This window comes from Pseudomonas sp. HOU2, from assembly GCF_040729435.1.
GTDB lineage: Bacteria > Pseudomonadota > Gammaproteobacteria > Pseudomonadales > Pseudomonadaceae > Aquipseudomonas.
This window is the reverse complement of sequence record NZ_CP160398.1, coordinates 5,636,857-5,652,975: the sequence shown is the minus strand read 5'-3', so window position 1 is coordinate 5,652,975 and position 16,119 is coordinate 5,636,857. Positions and strand designations below refer to the sequence as shown.

The 16,119-nt window shown below is 61.3% G+C and carries 13 protein-coding genes; 4 read left to right on the top strand and 9 right to left on the bottom strand.

Going from position 1 to position 16,119, the window contains the following annotated elements; translation table 11 throughout:
- Window positions 1-4 precede the first annotated feature (4 nt).
- The 3 genes from ABV589_RS25410 to ABV589_RS25400 are packed head-to-tail and all read right to left on the bottom strand — an operon-like array spanning window position 5 to window position 3,071.
- Window positions 5-871, bottom strand: a complete 867-nt coding sequence (locus ABV589_RS25410) for a carbohydrate ABC transporter permease (RefSeq protein WP_007961995.1) — start codon at window positions 869-871, stop codon at window positions 5-7.
- Window positions 868-1,977 (bottom strand): ABC transporter ATP-binding protein, encoded by a 1,110-nt coding sequence (locus ABV589_RS25405; protein ID WP_367084127.1) that lies wholly within the window; start codon window positions 1,975-1,977, stop codon window positions 868-870. The genes ABV589_RS25410 and ABV589_RS25405 overlap by 4 nt, the downstream gene beginning before the upstream one ends.
- Window positions 1,977-3,071 (bottom strand): ABC transporter ATP-binding protein, encoded by a 1,095-nt coding sequence (locus ABV589_RS25400; RefSeq protein WP_367084126.1) that lies wholly within the window; start codon window positions 3,069-3,071, stop codon window positions 1,977-1,979. Before ABV589_RS25400 ends, ABV589_RS25405 begins: the two co-directional genes overlap by 1 nt.
- 340 nt (window positions 3,072-3,411) lie before the next feature.
- Between ABV589_RS25400 and ABV589_RS25395 the strand changes: the two genes are divergently transcribed.
- Together ABV589_RS25395 and ABV589_RS25390 are read left to right on the top strand one after the other, a co-directional pair.
- Window positions 3,412-5,259, top strand: coding sequence for a sigma-54-dependent Fis family transcriptional regulator (locus ABV589_RS25395; protein ID WP_367084125.1), 1,848 nt, complete (start codon window positions 3,412-3,414; stop codon window positions 5,257-5,259).
- Between the two features lie 251 nt (window positions 5,260-5,510).
- Window positions 5,511-6,383 (top strand): undecaprenyl-diphosphate phosphatase, encoded by an 873-nt coding sequence (locus ABV589_RS25390; RefSeq protein WP_367084124.1) that lies wholly within the window; start codon window positions 5,511-5,513, stop codon window positions 6,381-6,383.
- 61 nt (window positions 6,384-6,444) lie between these two features.
- Here ABV589_RS25390 and cysS read toward each other — a convergent pair whose 3' ends face one another.
- On the bottom strand, window positions 6,445-7,827 hold the full coding sequence (gene cysS, locus ABV589_RS25385) for a cysteine--tRNA ligase (protein WP_367084123.1): 1,383 nt from the start codon (window positions 7,825-7,827) through the stop codon (window positions 6,445-6,447).
- Window positions 7,828-7,848: 21 nt separating this feature from the next.
- Window positions 7,849-9,549, bottom strand: coding sequence for a glutamine--tRNA ligase/YqeY domain fusion protein (locus tag ABV589_RS25380; RefSeq protein ID WP_367084122.1), 1,701 nt, complete (start codon window positions 9,547-9,549; stop codon window positions 7,849-7,851).
- Between the two features lie 250 nt (window positions 9,550-9,799).
- Here ABV589_RS25380 and ABV589_RS25375 point away from each other — a divergent pair, with 250 nt between their 5' ends.
- Window positions 9,800-10,306 (top strand): peptidylprolyl isomerase, encoded by a 507-nt coding sequence (locus tag ABV589_RS25375; RefSeq protein WP_367084121.1) that lies wholly within the window; start codon window positions 9,800-9,802, stop codon window positions 10,304-10,306.
- On the top strand, window positions 10,303-11,049 hold the full coding sequence (gene lpxH, locus ABV589_RS25370; RefSeq protein WP_367084120.1) for a UDP-2,3-diacylglucosamine diphosphatase: 747 nt from the start codon (window positions 10,303-10,305) through the stop codon (window positions 11,047-11,049). The genes ABV589_RS25375 and lpxH overlap by 4 nt, the downstream gene beginning before the upstream one ends.
- Window positions 11,050-11,229: 180 nt before the next feature.
- Here lpxH and ABV589_RS25365 read toward each other — a convergent pair whose 3' ends face one another.
- The 4 genes from ABV589_RS25365 to ABV589_RS25350 form a co-directional block, all read right to left on the bottom strand.
- A complete protein-coding gene (locus ABV589_RS25365) occupies window positions 11,230-12,759 on the bottom strand; it encodes a DHA2 family efflux MFS transporter permease subunit (protein ID WP_027614637.1) in 1,530 nt (509 codons plus the stop codon).
- 164 nt (window positions 12,760-12,923) lie between these two features.
- A complete protein-coding gene (locus ABV589_RS25360) occupies window positions 12,924-14,126 on the bottom strand; it encodes an HlyD family efflux transporter periplasmic adaptor subunit (protein ID WP_367084119.1) in 1,203 nt (400 codons plus the stop codon).
- Window positions 14,127-14,141: 15 nt separating this feature from the next.
- Window positions 14,142-15,611 (bottom strand): efflux transporter outer membrane subunit, encoded by a 1,470-nt coding sequence (locus ABV589_RS25355; RefSeq protein ID WP_367084118.1) that lies wholly within the window; start codon window positions 15,609-15,611, stop codon window positions 14,142-14,144.
- Entirely contained in the window at window positions 15,601-16,083 is a 483-nt protein-coding gene (locus ABV589_RS25350; protein WP_007961084.1) for a MarR family transcriptional regulator, read from the bottom strand. Before ABV589_RS25350 ends, ABV589_RS25355 begins: the two co-directional genes overlap by 11 nt.
- Window positions 16,084-16,119 lie beyond the last annotated feature (36 nt).

The window sequence follows — 16,119 nt, the reverse complement described above, 5'->3', positions numbered from 1 at the left end:
GCCCTCAGCGGTTGGCGTCGGAATGGGTCATGGCGGTGTAGAACAGCCACGAAACCAGCAGGATGATCAGGAAGTACACCAGCGAAAACGCCGCTGCCGGCCCCAGATCGAATTGACCGACCGCCATCTGGGTCAAGGTCTGACTCAAGAAGGTCGTGGCATTGCCCGGCCCGCCGCCGGTGAGCACGAACGGCTCGGTGTAGATCATGAAACTGTCCATGAAGCGCAGCATCACCGCGATCAGCAGCACGCTTTTCAGCTTGGGCAACTGGATGTGCCGGAACACTGCCCAGGCCGAGGCGCGGTCGATCCGCGCCGCCTGGTAATACACGTCGGGAATCGCCCGCAGCCCGGAGAAGCACAGCAGTGCCACCAGCGAAGTCCAGTGCCAGACGTCCATCACCAGCACCGTGACCCAAGCGTCCATGGTGTTGGCCGCGTAGTTGTAGCTGATGCCCAGCGCATTCAGGCTCGAACCGAGCAGACCAATATCGGCGCGGCCGAAGATCTGCCAGATGGTGCCGACCACGTTCCACGGGATCAGCAACGGAATCGCCAGGATGATCAGTACCACCGACGACCAGCGGCCCTTGGTCGGCATGGTCAGGGCGACGGCAATACCCAACGGAATTTCGATCAACAGCACGCAGGCCGAGTAGATGAATTGGCGCAGCAGCGAGTCATGCAGACGCGGGTCGAGCAGCACCTGCTTGTACCAGTCAGCGCCGACAAAGTAGCGGCTGGACTGGTCAAAAATGTCCTGCACCGAATAGTTGACCACGGTCATCATCGGGATCACCGCGCTGAACGCCACCAGCAGAAACACCGGCAACACCAGCCACCAGGCCTTGTTGTTCTGCACCTTGTTCATGGCTGCACCTCGTCGTCGGCTTCAAGCAGAAACTCATCGGCATAGACCATCAGCCACTGTGCCGGAAAACTGATGTACGCCGTGCCCTGCGGCACCGGTTTGTCTTCGGCCAGACGCACCTTGAGCGGCGCGCCGTCGAGGTCGAGGGTGAGGATCTTGTAGGTGCCGAGGTCTTCGACGTGAACCACCCGCGCCTGCATCGCCTCGTCAAACGGCTCGTCCCAGACATGGATGAACTCCGGGCGGATGCCGACCTTCAGATTTTTCCACTGGCCGTGTTCGATGTGCCGTTGCAAGGCGTCGGATAGTGGCAGGTGCGTCGAAGCGAAACCGACCCCGCCCGGTTGCGGGACCACGTCGATCAGGTTCATCCCCGGGCTGCCGATGAAGTAGCCGACAAAGGTGTGGCTCGGCCGTTCGAACAGTTCCCGCGGCGTGCCGAACTGCACGATCTGCCCGCCGTACATCACCGCGATCTTGTCGGCAAAGGTCGAAGCCTCCAGTTGATCGTGGGTGACGTAGACCATGGTGATGTTGAACTGCTCGTGGATCTGCTTGAGCTTGCGCCGCAGCTTCCATTTCAGATGCGGGTCGATCACCGTCAGCGGTTCGTCGAAAAGGATCGCCGAGACGTCGTCACGCACCAGACCACGGCCCATGGAGACTTTTTGTTTTTCGTCGGCGGTGAGGTTGCGCGCCTTTTTGCTGAGCAGGTTTTGCAGGTCAAGGACCTCGGCGATTTCCTGCACCTTGCTGTGCACTTTCGCCTCGGCCATGCCCTGATTCCTCAAGGGGAAAGCCAGGTTATCGAACACGGTCATGGTGTCGTAGACCACCGGGAACTGGAACACCTGAGCGATGTTGCGCTTCTCCGGGGTCAGGTCGTTGACCGCTTTGCCGTCGAACAGCACATGCCCTTGCGAGGGGCTGAGCAGGCCGGAAATGATGTTGAGCAAGGTCGATTTGCCGCATCCCGATGGGCCGAGCAAGGCATAGGCGCCGCCCTGTTCCCAGACGTGGTCCATCTCGCGGATCGCGTAATCGTCTGGCCCGCTCGGGGTTTTGCTGTAGCTGTGGGCGAGGTGCTGCAAACGGATTTCGGCCATCAGGCAACCCTCGCGACACGCCGGCCCGGTGCCTGCACCAGACGGCCCTGCGCATCGAACACGAACAGTTTGTGGGTCGGGATGTAGATGCGGATCGGCGCATCGACGTCGTATTCGTGCACCCCCGGCAGGTGCAGCACCAGCAGGAAATGTTCGTTGCGCACATGCAGGAAGGTTTCCGAACCGCTGATCTCCGCCACTTCGACGGTGACCGCCAGTTCCAGATCGTCATCGTTGCTCGGCACCAGCGAGATATGGCTGGGGCGCACGCCAAAGCGAAACTCGCCCTCGCCTACAGGGCGCAGGTCGACGTTCAGCGGAAAGTGCACGAAATTGGCGAAGCTGACTTCGTTGCCGGCAATGCGCCCGGGCATCAGGTTGATCGGCGGTTCGGAGAACAACTCTGCCGCTAGCACGGTTTGCGGCTGGTGGTAGACCGAGGTCGAGGCGCCGCTCTGAATCACCCGGCCCTCGTGCAGAATCGTCGTGGTGCCGCCCAGCGCCAACGCTTCGTTGGGTTCGGTGGTGGCGTAGATCGCGATGGTGTGGCGCAGCTTGAACAGCTCGCGCATTTCCTGACGCAGCTCTTCGCGCAGCTTGTAGTCGAGGTTAACCAGTGGCTCGTCGAACAGGATCAGCTCGGCGTCCTTGACCAGCGCCCGGGCCATCGCCGTGCGCTGCTGCTGACCGCCGGACAGCTCCAGCGGATAGCGCTGCAGGAACTTCTCGATGCGCAGCATCTTCGCGGTTTCCAGCACTTTGCTGTGGATGACGTCCTTGGCAACACCGGCCTGCCGCAGCGGCGAGGCGATGTTCTCGAACACGGTCATGGTCGGGTAATTGATGAACTGCTGATAGACCATCGACACGTTGCGCAGGCGCACCGGGCGCTGGGTGACATCGACGCCGTTCATCAGGACGCGGCCGCTGTCGGGCTTGTCCAGACCGGCCATCAGGCGCATCAGGCTGGTCTTGCCGGACAGCGTGCGGCCGAGCAGAACGTTGAAGGATCCGGGTTCGAAGGTCAGGCAGGCATCGTCGATCCAGGTCTGGCCCTCGACGGTGCGGCTGACGTGCTCCAGGGTGAGTGACATGGCTCGGCCTTTTTTATTATTGGAGTCAAGCGACCTGTGCAGCAGAGCGACATTCGTGCCAGAAGTGGCAAGTGGTTGATTTGTCGTGAAAAGGCCTGAAAACGCGAGGAATGAGCGTTCATTGCTGAACACATTTGAACAGTTGGGCGATTGACAATGAACAATAGTGAACAACACTCTATGAACTGTTCACGCACCCTGTAGGAGCTGCCGCAGGCTGCGATCTTTTGACTTTTGTTTTTTAAAACAAGATCAAAAGATCGCAGCCTGCGGCAGCTCCTACAGGAGAAATGTGTGGGTCATAACAATAATAAAGACGCTGCATCAGAGGCCCACCACCATGGCCGCACCTGCCCCGCCGCTGTCCCATGACGCGATCGTCCAGAATTCCTGGCAACGTTGCCGCGCCTTCGGTCTCAACCATCAGAGCGCTCCGGCCTTCGATCAATTGCCCGCCGCCGGCATCGCGCAGTTGCTCGACCGGCACCACGCACTGGTGCAGACCACCCATCAGGAAGTGCTGCCGTATTACGAGAACATCCTGAGCAACTCCAACTGCCTGATCATGCTCGCCGACCATCAGGGCCAGGTGCTGACCTCGTGGGGCACTCAGCGCTTCATCGAGCCGAACCTCGCCCGAGGGTTTAGCGCCGGGGCGAGCTGGATGGAACGCTGCAGTGGCACCAATGCGATCGGCACCGCGCTGGCTTGCGAACAAGCGGTGCACATCGAGCACGATGAGCACTTCCTCAAGGCCAACCGTTTCATGACCGGCTCCGCCGCGCCGATTTTCGATGCCGAGCGCAAGGTCATCGCGGTGCTCGACGTGTCCAGCGACAGTTACCTGCCGCCCTCGCACACGCTGGGCATGGTCAAGATGATGAGCCAGACCGTGGAGAACCGGCTGATCCTCAACCTGTTCCACGGCCAGCACTTTCAACTGACCTTCAACACCGGGTTGAACAACCTCGACAGTCAGTGGGCGGGGCTGTTGATTTTCGATGAGAGCGGCCAGGTACTGTCGGCCAATCGCCGCGCGGACAACCTGCTCGGCGTGCGCCTGTCGCGGGTCAGTGTCGAAAGCCTGTTCAACGTGTCGCTGCTGGAACTGATGAATCAGCCCGACGGCTTGCCGTTCTCCCTGCAGACCTCGGGGCGCAACCGCTTCCAGTGCTTGTTGAAGCGCCCGCAACAAGCGCCGATTCAGCCAAGGGTATTTGCCGAACCCAAGCCCACCGCAGCGCCGCTCAAAGTGCCGGGTACGATCAGCCTCAACTCCCTGCACTTTGGCGACAGCCGCGTCGAGAAAGCCGTGCGCCAGGCCGAACGCCTGCTGGAAAAAGACATCCCGCTGCTGATCCACGGCGAAACCGGGGTCGGCAAGGAAGTCTTTGTCAAAGCCCTGCATCAGGCCAGTTCGCGCAGCAAACAGGCGTTCATCGCCGTCAACTGCGCGGCGATCCCTGCCGAACTGGTGGAGTCAGAACTGTTCGGCTATGAGAAAGGCGCGTTCACCGGCGCCAACCAGAAAGGCAGCATCGGCCTGATCCGCAAGGCGGACAAAGGCACGCTGTTTCTCGATGAAATCGGCGACATGCCGCTGCCAACTCAGGCGCGGTTGTTGCGGGTGTTGCAGGAGCGCTGCGTGCAACCGGTGGGCAGCAGCGAGTTGTTTGCGGTGGATTTGCGGATCATTTCGGCGACCAACCGCTCTTTACGCGAACAAGTGCAACTGGGGCGGTTTCGCGAAGACCTGTATTACCGCATCGGCGGTCTGACCCTGGAGTTGCCGCCGCTCAGAGAACGCAGTGACAAAGAAGCGCTGTTCAAACGCCTGTGGGAACAGCATCGCGAACCGACGCAATGGGCCGGGCTCAGCCACGAAGTGCTGGAGCTGTTCGAGCGGCATCCGTGGCCGGGCAATCTGCGTCAGGTCAGCAGCGTGATGCAGGTGGCGCTGGCGATGGCCGAGGAACAACCGGTGCGGCCGGAGCATCTGCCGGATGATTTTTTTGTCGATCTGGAGATGGAGCCGGTGGAGAGCGTGCAGCCGCTGGGGCTGGATCTGAATGATGTGGAGGCGTTGAACCGAGAGTTGAAAGCAGCCGGGGGCAATATTTCGCATCTGGCGCGCAGACTTGGGGTGAGTCGCAATACCCTCTACAAGCGTTTGCGCCAGGCTGAATGAATCGTTGCCTGGGCGAACCTCATCGCTGGCAAGCCAGCTCCCACAGGGTTTCGGGTTGTACGCAACAAGGGTGAACCACAAATAAACTTGTGGGAGCGGGCTTGCCCGCGATGGCGTCAGACCATTCACTCCACCACCACTAAACCGCCCCCATTGACCGAACCGACTAGACTGTGACGAAATGTTTCAGCTTTTCGCCCTGCCTTTGATCCAGACACCTCCCTCCTCCTGATCCTCACAGGACACGTGCTTTGACCAACATCTGTTCCACCGGCCTCGATATCGGCTTCGCTTCCCTGGACTACCTGCAGATCGGCTTCCTCGGCATCATTCAAGGCATCACCGAGTTGCTGCCCGTTTCCTCCACCGCGCACATGCGCATCGTCCCGGCCCTGCTCGGCTGGCCGGATCCCGGCTCGGCGTTTTCCGCAGCGATGCAACTGGCCGCACTGGCGGCGGTGGTCAGTTATTTCTGGCGCGATGTCCGCCAAGTGGTCGGCGGCAGCGTCGATGCGGTGCGCCAACGGGATTTCAACAACCGCTGGTTCATCCTCGCGGTGGCGATTGTGCTGGCGACCATCCCCATCGGCATTGCCGGGATCGCGTTGTCCTCAACGCTCAACGCCTGCAACTCACCGTTGCGCGGCCTGATGGTGATCGGGATTTCCTGCGTGGTCATGGCGGTGCTGCTGGCGGCTGCCGAACTGACCTGTCGCCATCGGCGCAGCGTCGACGAAATGCGTCTGCGCGATGCGCTGATCGTCGGCATCGCGCAGATTGGCGCGTTGATTCCCGGGGTGTCGCGCTCCGGCTCGACGCTGACGGCGGCACTGTTTCTCAACTTCAAGCGTGAAGAAGCGGCGCGGTTCTCGTTCCTGCTCGGGCTGCCGGCGATCGCCCTCGCCGGTCTGAAAGAGTTGTGGGTGCTGTTCCATGCCGACCTTCCCGCTGCTGTTTGGGGGCACCTGATTTTTGGTCTGGTGATCGCCAGCATCTCGGCGTTCTTCGCGATCTGGGGCCTGATGCGTTTTCTGGAGAAGTTCTCCACCTGGCCGTTTGTGGTTTACCGCGCAGTGCTGGGGATTTTCCTGATCGTCGCGGTCAGCACCGGCGCCCTGAGCTAAGGCCCCGTCAGAAAAAACAAAACCCGCACTCGGCGGGTTTTGTTTTTTACGGATCAAACAATCAGTCAGCCAGACGCCAGGTCGTGCCGCCCTTGCCGTCTTCCAGCACCACGCCCATGGCGGTGAGCTGGTCGCGGATGCGGTCGGATTCGGCCCAGTCCTTGCCAGCGCGTGCCGCCAGACGTGCAGCAATCAGCGCGTCGACTTCAGCCGCATCGACACGCCCTTCGGCGCCCGCTTGCAGGAAGTCATCGGCTTCCAGCTGCAACACGCCCAGCACGCTTGCCAGTTCTTTCAGACGTGCCGCCAGACCGGCCGCCGCGTCGAGATCGCTCTCGCGCAGACGGTTGATCTCACGCACCATCTCGAACAGCACCGCGCAGGCTTCCGGCGTGCCGAAGTCGTCGTTCATCACCGTGGTGAAACGCTCGACGAAGGTTTCGCCGCCGGCCGGAGCAACGCTCGGCAGGCCTTTCAACGCGTGATAGAAACGCTCCAGAGCGCCCTTGGCGTCCTTGAGGTTGTCTTCCGAGTAGTTGATCGCGCTGCGGTAGTGACTGGACACCAGCAGGTAACGCACGACTTCCGGGTGGTACTTGTCGAGCACGTCGCGAATGGTGAAGAAGTTGTTCAAGGACTTGGACATCTTCTCGCCATTGATACGGATCATGCCGCAATGCATCCACGCGTTGGCGTAGGTCTTGCCGGTGGCCGCTTCGCTCTGGGCGATTTCGTTTTCGTGGTGCGGGAACTCGAGGTCGCTGCCGCCGCCATGAATGTCGAACGTTTCACCCAGGCAGCAGGTGGACATCACCGAGCACTCGATGTGCCAGCCCGGACGCCCGGCGCCCCACGGCGACTCCCAGCTCGGCTCGCCCGGCTTGGCGGCTTTCCACAGGACGAAATCCAGCGGGTCTTCTTTCGACTCGTCGACTTCGATCCGCGCGCCGATGCGCAGGTCTTCGATCTTCTTGCGTGACAGCTTGCCGTAGCCCATGAACTTGGCGACGCGGTAGTACACGTCGCCATTGCCCGGGGCATAGGCGAAGCCCTTGTCGATCAGGGTCTGGATCATCGCGTGCATGCCCGGAATGTGATCCGTGGCGCGCGGTTCCATGTCCGGCTTCTTGATGTTCAGGCGCGCTTCGTCTTCGTGCATCGCGGCGATCATGCGCTCGGTCAGCGCTTCGAACGACTCACCGTTCTCGCGGGCACGATTGATGATCTTGTCGTCGATGTCGGTGATGTTGCGCACGTAGGTCAGGTCGTAACCGCTGAACCGCAACCAGCGGGTCACCAGGTCGAACGCGACCATGCTGCGGCCGTGGCCGAGGTGGCAGTAGTCGTACACGGTCATGCCGCACACGTACATGCGCACCTTGTTGCCATCCAGCGGCTTGAAGACTTCTTTGCTCTTGGTGAGCGTGTTGTAGATCGTCAGCACGTTAATTTCCTTGACGCAGAATCACTGGCCCCACGAATCACGCAGGGTCACGGTACGGTTGAATACCGGCTGACCTGGTTTCGAGTCCTTGATGTCGGCAACGAAGTAGCCTTCGCGTTCGAACTGGAAACGGTCTTCCGGCTGTGCGTTGCCAAGCGATGGCTCAGCACGACAACCGGTCAGCACTTGCAGTGAGTCAGGGTTGATGTTGTCGAGGAAACTCGCGCTGTCTTCGGCCTTCTCCGGGTTCGGAGAGCGGAACAGGCGATCGTACAGCCGCACTTCGCACTCGATGCTGGCAGCCGCCGGCACCCAGTGGATCACGCCTTTGACCTTGCGGCCTTCAGGGTTCTTGCCGAGGGTGTCCGGGTCGTACGAGCAACGCAGCTCGACGATGTTGCCGTCGGCGTCCTTGATCGCTTCGTCGGCGCGGATCACGTAGCTGCCGCGCAGGCGCACTTCGCCGTTCGGCTCCAGGCGCTTGTAGCCTTTTGGCGGCTCTTCCATGAAGTCATCGCGGTCGATGTAGATTTCACGGGCGAACGGCAACTGGCGCACGCCGAGCTCTTCTTTCTGCGGATGACGCGGCAGTTCGAGGTTGTCGACCTGACCTTCCGGGTAGTTGGTGATCACGACCTTCAACGGACGCAGCACGCACATGGCGCGCGGGGCGTTGGCGTCGAGGTCCTGACGGATGCTGAACTCGAGCATGCCGTAGTCGACCACACCGTCGGAACGGTTGGTGCCGACCATCTCGCAGAAATTGCGGATCGATGCCGGGGTGTAGCCGCGACGGCGGAAACCCGACAGCGTCGACATGCGTGGGTCGTCCCAGCCGTGCACGTGCTTTTCATCCACCAACTGCTTGAGCTTGCGCTTGCTGGTGATGGTGTAGTTCAGGTTCAGGCGGCTGAACTCGTACTGGCGCGGGTTGGCCGGCACCGGCAGGTTGTCCAGGAACCACTCGTACAGCGGACGATGGCTTTCGAACTCCAGGGTGCAGATCGAGTGGGTGATGCCTTCGATGGCGTCCGACTGACCGTGGGTGAAGTCGTAGTTCGGGTAGATGCACCACTTGTCACCGGTCTGGTGGTGATGGGCGTGGCGGATGCGGTACATGATCGGGTCGCGCAGATTCATGTTCGGCGAGGCCATGTCGATCTTCGCGCGCAGCACGCGGGCGCCGTCCGGGAACTCACCGGCACGCATGCGCGCAAACCAGTCGAGGTTCTCTTCCACCGAACGGTCGCGGAACGGGCTGTTCTTGCCAGGCTCGGTCAGGCTGCCACGGTATTCCTTGGCCTGCTCAGGGGTCAGGTCGTCGACGTAGGCCTTGCCGGCCTTGATCAGCTCGACCGCCCAGTCGTGCAACTGGTCGAAATACTGCGAGGCGTAGCGCACTTCGCCGGACCACTCGAAGCCCAGCCATTTGACGTCGGATTCGATCGCGTCGATGTATTCCTGGTCTTCCTTGGCCGGGTTGGTGTCGTCGAAACGCAGGTGCGTGACGCCGCCGAACTCCTGGGCCAGGCCGAAGTTCACGCAGATCGACTTGGCGTGGCCGATGTGCAGGTAGCCGTTGGGCTCAGGCGGAAAACGGGTGACGATCTGGGTGTGCTTGCCCGAGTCCAGGTCTGCCTGGATGATCGGCCGCAGGAAATTGACCGGCACGGCAGGGCCGGACTTGGCATTCGAGGTAGGGTCGACAGTGGGCTTGCTCATAGGATCCTTGACTTACATGTGCGCGGCCGCAAAGGGGGCCAGACAAAACAAAGCCGCTATCATAGCCGATGCTGTCAAGGGGCTGACAGAGCACGGCCTATAAAGGAGCGCATTTAATCGCCGGGATTTGAAAAACAGCCTCGAAATTCGCGCCTGTCACGCTAAACTGCGCTCCTTGGCCGAAGCAGGCTGAACCGGTTTCGGCACTCGGTGTCCGAAAACCACGAATTCCTAATACAGAGTAGCGATCATGACTCAAGTCAAACTGACCACCAACTACGGCGACATCGTCATCGAACTGGACGCGGAAAAAGCGCCGATCACCGCTGCCAACTTCATCGAATACGTTAAGAAAGGTCACTACGAGAACGTGGTGTTCCACCGCGTGATCAAGGGCTTCATGATCCAGGGCGGCGGTTTCGAACCTGGCATGCAGGAAAAGAAAGACAAGAGCCCAAGCATTCAGAACGAAGCTGACAACGGTCTGAAGAACGAGAAGTACACCGTTGCCATGGCCCGCACCATGGACCCACATTCGGCTTCGGCGCAGTTCTTCATCAACGCCACCAACAACAGCTTCCTCAACCACACCGCCAAGACCGCTCAGGGCTGGGGTTATGCCGTGTTCGGTAAAGTCGTTGCCGGTACCGAAGTAGTCGACAAGATCGAAGGCGTGGCCACCACTTCCAAGGCCGGTCACCAGGACGTGCCGAAAGACGACGTGATCATCGAGAAAGCCGAGATCATCGAAGCGTGATATTGCTGATTTCAGACTTGCATCTGGAAGAGGAGCGCCCGGACATTACCCGGGCGTTTCTGGATTTGCTCGCCGGACGCGCCCGCTCGGCGAGTGCGTTGTATATCCTCGGCGACTTTTTCGAGGCGTGGATTGGCGACGACGCCATGACGCCCTTCCAGCGTTCCATCTGCCAAGCCCTGCGCCAATTGAGCGACAGCGGCACGGCGATCTTTCTGATGCACGGCAATCGCGACTTCCTGCTCGGCAAGGCCTTCTGCAAAGAAGCCGGCTGCACGCTGTTGAAGGACCCGAGTGTCGTGCAGTTCTATGGCGAGCCAGTGCTGCTGATGCACGGCGACAGCCTGTGCACCCGCGACGAAGCCTACATGAAGCTGCGCCGCTACCTGCGTAACCCGATCACCCTGTTCATCCTGCGCCACCTGCCGCTGAGCACCCGTCACAAACTGGCGCGCAAGCTGCGCAGTGAAAGCCGCGCGCAGACACGGATGAAGGCCAATGACATCGTCGATGTCACGCCAGAGGAAATTCCGCGGATCATGCAGCAATACGGGGTGAAAACCCTGATCCACGGCCACACCCATCGCCCGGCGATCCACAAGTTGCAGCTCGGCGAGCAGGCGGCGAAGCGGATTGTGCTGGGGGATTGGGATCGTCAGGGTTGGGCGTTGCAGGTGGATGAGAACGGGTTTGCCCTGGCGCCGTTCGACTTTGCTCCGCCACTGGCTTTGCCGCACGGCTGAAGATCGCTACCCCCTCACCCCAGCCCTCTCCCCCAGGGGGGCGAGGGGGAAAGGGAGCCGATCTTCATGCTATTCAAAACCTGAGTTCAACTCGGTGGCTCAGGTCGGCGGACCTCGAAAGAAACCCTCAGTCAGTCCCCTCTCCCTCCGGGAGAGGGTTAGGGTGAGGGGCTTTTGACCTTAGTGTCCTGAAGCAGCAGGCCCGGCCTTCGCCGCAAACGGCGGTTTCGCCAGCCACACAATCAGAATCAGCCCCATGAACCCCCAGCCCAGCAGCGTGAAGTAATCCACCGTGGAGAGCATGTACGCCTGACTGGTGAGGATCTGATCCATCTGCGCATAAGCCGATTGGCTCGCGCCGCCCAAATGATTCAGGGTCTCGCGGGTCGCCGGTTCGAAGGTGCTGATGCTTTCGCTCATGTACGCATGATGCTGATCGGCGCGGCGGATCCAGATCCACGTGGTCAGCGAGGCGGCGAAGCTGCCGCCCAAGGTGCGCAGGAAGGTCGCCAGGCCTGCGCCGTCGGCAATCTGACTCGGCGGTAAGTCCGACATCAGGATGCTCAGGGTCGGCATGAAGAACAGCGCCACGCCAATCCCCATGAACAGCTGCACCAGGGCGATGTGCTGGAAGTCCACCTCGTTGGTGAACTCGGCGCGCATGAAGCAGCTCAGGCCAATCGCCAGGAACGCCAGCCCTGCCAGCAGGCGCAGGTCGAACTTGTTCGCGTACTTGCCGACAAACGGCGACAGCAGCACCGGCAGAATGCCGATCGGCGCCACTGCCAGTCCGGCCCAGGTCGCGGTGTAACCCATCTGCGTCTGCAGCCACTGCGGCAGGATCAGGTTGATGCCGAAGAAGCCGGCGTAACCCAATACCAGCACCAGCGTGCCGATGCGGAAGTTGCGGTGGGCAAAAAGCCGCAGGTTGACCACCGGATGCTGATCGGTCATTTCCCAGATGACGAACACCGCCAGGGCGATCACCGAAATCGCCGCGCCGATGATGATGAAGTTCGATTCGAACCAGTCCAGGTCATTGCCCTTGTCGAGGATCACCTGCAACGCGCCGACGCCGATGATCAGCGTGATCAGACCGACGTAATCCATTGGCTGACGGCTGGTCTCCACCGGACGCTTGGCCAGTTGTGAGCGCACTACCATCACCGCAAAGATGCCGATCGGTACGTTGATGAAGAAAATCCACGGCCAGCTGTAGCTGTCGGTGATCCAGCCACCAAGAATGGGCCCGGCAATCGGCGCGACCACCGTGACCATCGCCAGCAACGCGAGGGCCATGCCGCGCCTCGCGGGGGGATACACGGCAATCAACAGGGTTTGCGTCATCGGGTACAGCGGCCCGGCCACCAGGCCTTGCAGCACGCGGAAACCGATCAATTCCGGCATCGACGTCGAAATACCGCAGAGGAACGAGGCCAGCACGAACAGGATGGTGGCCCACAAAAACAGCTTCACCTCGCCGAAACGCCGACTGAGCCAACCGGTCAGCGGCAGTGCGATGGCGTTGCTCACGGCAAACGAGGTGATCACCCAGGTGCCCTGCTCCGAACTCACCCCGAGGTTGCCGGAGATGGTCGGCAGGGCCACGTTGGCAATGGTGGTGTCGAGCACTTGCATGAACGTCGCCAGCGACAGGCCGATGGTGCTGAGCAACAGGCTGGGCGGCGTGAAAGAGGCGTTATTGCTCATTGTGAATCCTATGAAACCGGGTTGACGCCCTGGAGCGTGCCTTTGTGGCGAGGGAGCTTGCTCCCGCTCGGCTGCGAAGCAGTCGCAAAGCTATTGGTGCCGCTTCGCGCCCCAGCGGGAGCAAGCTCCCTCGCCACAAAAGCCCGCACCTGAAGAGTGTGATCTCAGCGTTGCGCGGTCTTGCTCACCGCAGCGCTGTTGTCGTGGATCAGCTGCGCAATCATCGCGTCGGCTTCGGCCAGTTGGCGGTCGTAGACGTTGGTGCTGAACGAGGCCTTTTGCGGCGGTTGCTGGGCCAGCACCGGGCCGCTCTGGTCGTGCAGATTCACCTCAACGTTGGTCGACAGACCGACCCGCAGCGGGTGCTGGGCCAGCTCTTCGGCGTTGATGTGGATCCGCACTGGCACACGCTGGACGATCTTGATCCAGTTACCGGTGGCGTTCTGCGCCGGCAGCAGGGCGAACGCGCTACCGGTACCGGCGCCGAGGCTGTCGACGGTGCCGCTGTATTTCACGCTGCTGCCGTAGATGTCGGATTCGATGTCCACCGGTTGGCCGATGCGCATGTCACGCAGTTGGGTTTCCTTGAAGTTGGCGTCGATCCACAACTGATCCAGCGGAATCACCGCCATCAGCGCAGTGCCCGGCTGTACGCGCTGACCGAGCTGCACGGTGCGTTTGGCGACGTAACCGGTGACTGGCGCGATCAGGGTGCTACGGGCGTTGGTCAGGTACGCCTGACGCAGATCGGCAGCCGCCGACATCACGTCCGGGTGCGACGACACCACGGTGTCGTCGACCAGCGCGCTGGTGGTTTTCAGTTGCTGTTTGGCGTTGGCCAGGGCGTTTTGCGCCGAGGTCAGATCGTCGCGAGCGTGGGACAGTTCTTCCTGGGAAATCGCCCCGCCAGCGGCGAGGTTTTTCCGGCGGTTGTAGTTGTCCTGCGCCTTCTGTACTTCTGCCTGTTGCGCGTTGACCTGGGCTTTCATGCCATCGACGTTGCTGTACAGGCCGCGCACCTGACGCACGGTGCGCGCCAGTTTCGCCTGGGCACTTTGCAGGCCGACTTCGGCGTCGTTCGGGTCAAAGTTGATCAGCACTTGCCCCTCGTGAACCAGATCGCCATCGTCGGCGCCGATGCTGACCACGGTGCCGGTCACCAGCGGGGTGATCTCAACAACGTTGCCGTTGACGTAGGCGTCGTCGGTGCTTTCGTTGAAGCGCCCGATGAATTCGTGATACGCCCACACGCCAGCACCGGCGAGCAGAACCACGACGGCCAGCACCAGCAGCATGACTTTGCGCTTGCGCGGATTGCCGGTGTCGGGGGTGTTGGCTTGGGTTTGAGTGTTTTCGGCAGTGGCCATGACAAATACCTGAAATTAGTTGTGCGACGTGGCTGGGGTGGCGTTGGCTGCGGTCAGGGTTTCACCCTGAAAGCCGCCGCCCAGCGCTTGCATCAGTTGAATCGACAGGTCGATCTGCTCGGCATTGAGGTTGGCCAACTGACGCTGGGCCTGCAGCAATTGCTGCTCGATGCTGAGCACGTCCAAGTAGTTGCCGATGCCGGAACCGTAACGCTGGACGACGGTGTTGTAAGAATCCTGGGCAATCTCGGTGGCGTGTTGCTGCGCGCCGATCTGCCGGCCGATGTCACGCAACTGGTTGATCGTGTCGCTGACATCGCCCAGTGCCTTCACCAGGTTTTTGTTGTACTGCGCCACCGCCAGATCGTAATCGGCGTCGCGCGCATCGAGGTTGGCGCGCAGGCGCCCGCCGTCGAAGATTGGTACCGAAATGGTCGGGGCGATGCTGAAGAAGCGACTGGCCGACCCGAACATCGCGTCACCCAACAAGGATTCGGCACCGGCCGAGGCCGTGAGGTTCAAGTTGGGATAGAAGCGGGTTTTCGCCGAGTCGATGTCTTTGCTCGCCGCCTCCACGCGCCAGCGCGCCGCGACCAGATCCGGGCGCCGGCCGAGCAGTTCCGCCGGCAATACCGACGGCACCGCCACGGCGCTGGCTTGCAGGACTTTCGGCCGGGCGATTTCGTTGCCACGATCCGGGCCTTTGCCGAGCAGCACGGCCAGGGCGATTTTGGCGCTGTTCAAACGTTTTTCGGCGTCGATCAGGCTGGCTTCGGAGCTGGCCTCAAGGCTTTGGGTTTGCTGGAACTGGTACTGGCTGTCGATCCCGGCACTCAAGCGGCGCTGGCTCAGATCGAGCATCTGTTTGGTGCGTTTGAGATCGTCGTTGGCCAGGTCGTAAACGATGTGCGCCTGCCCCAGATCGCTGTAGGCCCGGGCCACGTCGGCGGCGAGGGTCAATTGCGCGGCCTGACGGTCGACTTCAGCGGCGCGGGCCTGGCCGAGCGCGGCCTCCCAGGCATCACGCTGGCCGCCCCACAGGTCGAAGTTGTAATTGAACCCGGCGCTGACGTTGCGCACAGTGGCGTAGGCATCGCCCTGCCCGCGCGGGTCCTGATCCTTGGCCAGACGCGAACGGCTGATACCGGCGCTGGCGTCGAGGGTCGGATAGCGTTCGGCATCGGCGGCATAGGCTGCGGCGCTGGCCTGATGGGCGCGGGCTTCGGCGATCTGCATGTCCGGGCTGTCGTGCAGCGCTTCGCGGATCAGCCCGTCGAGTTGCGGATCGCCAAGGCTGGTCCACCAGTCGCTCTTCGGCCACGCGGCCGGCGACAGGGTCACGCCGCTGAGGGATTGGCCGACTTTCAGGCTTTTCGCATCGAGATTTTTGCCTTGGGTATCGAGGCCGCTGTAATTGGCGCAACCGGCCAGAATCATCGCCGACAGCACCAGAGTCAGGCTGCTGCGCAAGGTTTTACTGCTCATTGTGTTCACCTAAGCGCTGGATAGTGATCGGGTCACCGGCTGCCAGCAGGATTTTCTTGAGGATGTATTCCAGGGTCTTCAACTCGTCCGTGGTGACGGCACCGGCCAGTTCATTCATGGCATCGGCGCCGATGTGCGGCAGGCGATCGGCCAGTTGCTGGCCCTGCTCGGTGAGCTTGAGCTGCACCTGACGGCGATCACCTTCGCTGCGTTGGCGAGCCAGGAAACCTTTCTGCTCCAGACGATCGAGCATGCGCGTCATCGAACCGCTGTCGAGCGACAGGTGCCGGCACAGCTCGGCCGGGGTGTCGACGCCGTACTGGGCCATGATGATCAACACTTTGAACTGCGCGGCGGTGATGCCGTGGGGTTCCATGTGGGTGTCGATGATCCGGTCCTTGAGCAGCGCGGCACGGCCGAGCAACAGGCCGAGATGGCAATGTTTGAATCCGTCCGGGGTGAAGTGCTTCATGTGCTCACCTAATAACTGCCTAGGCAGTGAATGTAT

Bases quoted from the DNA above. Each gene is read 5' to 3' on its own strand.
- ABV589_RS25410 (WP_007961995.1), bottom strand. From the start codon at position 871: ATGAACAAGGTGCAGAACAACAAGGCCTGGTGGCTGGTGTTGCCGGTG.
- ABV589_RS25405 (WP_367084127.1), bottom strand. From the start codon at position 1,977: ATGGCCGAAATCCGTTTGCAGCACCTCGCCCACAGCTACAGCAAAACC.
- ABV589_RS25400 (WP_367084126.1), bottom strand. From the start codon at position 3,071: ATGTCACTCACCCTGGAGCACGTCAGCCGCACCGTCGAGGGCCAGACC.
- ABV589_RS25395 (WP_367084125.1), top strand. From the start codon at position 3,412: ATGGCCGCACCTGCCCCGCCGCTGTCCCATGACGCGATCGTCCAGAAT.
- ABV589_RS25380 (WP_367084122.1), bottom strand. From the start codon at position 9,549: ATGAGCAAGCCCACTGTCGACCCTACCTCGAATGCCAAGTCCGGCCCT.
- ABV589_RS25375 (WP_367084121.1), top strand. From the start codon at position 9,800: ATGACTCAAGTCAAACTGACCACCAACTACGGCGACATCGTCATCGAA.
- ABV589_RS25365 (WP_027614637.1), bottom strand. From the start codon at position 12,759: ATGAGCAATAACGCCTCTTTCACGCCGCCCAGCCTGTTGCTCAGCACC.
- ABV589_RS25360 (WP_367084119.1), bottom strand. From the start codon at position 14,126: ATGGCCACTGCCGAAAACACTCAAACCCAAGCCAACACCCCCGACACC.
- ABV589_RS25355 (WP_367084118.1), bottom strand. From the start codon at position 15,611: ATGAGCAGTAAAACCTTGCGCAGCAGCCTGACTCTGGTGCTGTCGGCG.
- ABV589_RS25350 (WP_007961084.1), bottom strand. From the start codon at position 16,083: ATGAAGCACTTCACCCCGGACGGATTCAAACATTGCCATCTCGGCCTG.